We start from the raw sequence: 1,006 nt of genomic DNA, 5'->3' as shown, positions 1-1,006 counted from the left end.
GTACTCGAATTTACCGATACCGGTGACGAGCAGCGCGTCGAAGACATTCGTCATCAGTTGGATGGGTTGTACCGGCAATTCATTTACATCTAATCGTTCGCCGGCATTGAGTTGCATGGCCGACCGATCTGCACCTGGGGCAAGCGGGCAGACGGTCGGCTCATCATTCAACCGGAGGGGTGAGCCGCCGAGGCTCAGTGCCCCGCTTTCCAAGGTGTGTGCCCTACAGCGTCTTGCGACGTGTCAGCGCAAAGCTGGCAACGATCCAACGGCGACCAGCATTTCATCAAATACCGCTCGAACCCTTCCCGGAATGGGGCCACGCTGAGGCCGATAGACGTACAACCCCCATGCCGGAGGTTCTTCGTTCTCCAGCACTCGCACGAGCTTCCCGCTGGCAATGTAGGGGGCGGCCATGTAGTCCGCCAGTTGCGCGAACGCGATCCCGGCCAGCGCCGCTCCCATTTCCATGTCGGCATTGTCTGCGACGAGAGTGGGTGCGGTAGGTGTCCACTGGCGTCCCGCCTTGAAGTGCCAAGGCCAGGGACGGCCGGTATTGATATCCAAGGCCACGGTAACTGGCAGGCTGCTTAGCGCATCGATGTTTGCAGGTACGCCCACTTTCTTGATCAGGCGCGGAGCGGCAACGATGGGGAGTCTCATGTCGGCGGCCTTGCGTGCGACGAAGCGGCTATCGCGCATGAATCCGACCCTGATCCCGACGTCAATCCCTTCGTCAACCGTATTGCTGATGCGATCGGACAGGCGCACATCCAGCGTGATGCCGGGATGGCGCGCGGCCACGCGCTCCAGTGCCGGTAGCACCGCTCTGGTGCCCAAGCTGTGCGGTGCGGTGATGCGAACCGTACCGGACAGAGAGGCCTGCTGGTCGGAGCCAGGCGTTCGCCACAGATCCTCGAACCGCTCCAATGCGGGGCGCACTTGGTCTAGCAGCCCTTCGCCGAAGGCGGTGATGCGCACCTGGCGCGTGCTTCGATGAAACAAC

General features: G+C 61.8%; 1 protein-coding gene. It reads right to left on the bottom strand.

What is annotated here, in order from left to right:
- Positions 1-243: 243 nt before the first annotated feature.
- Positions 244-1,006: LysR substrate-binding domain-containing protein (locus ACWF0M_RS38160; protein WP_452240650.1), on the bottom strand; the 763-nt coding region annotated here is incomplete at its 5' end.

It is taken from the genome of Kribbella sp. NPDC055110 (assembly GCF_053607525.1).
The sequence above is the reverse complement of the archived record's forward strand: the minus strand, read 5'-3'. Positions and strand labels throughout refer to the sequence as shown.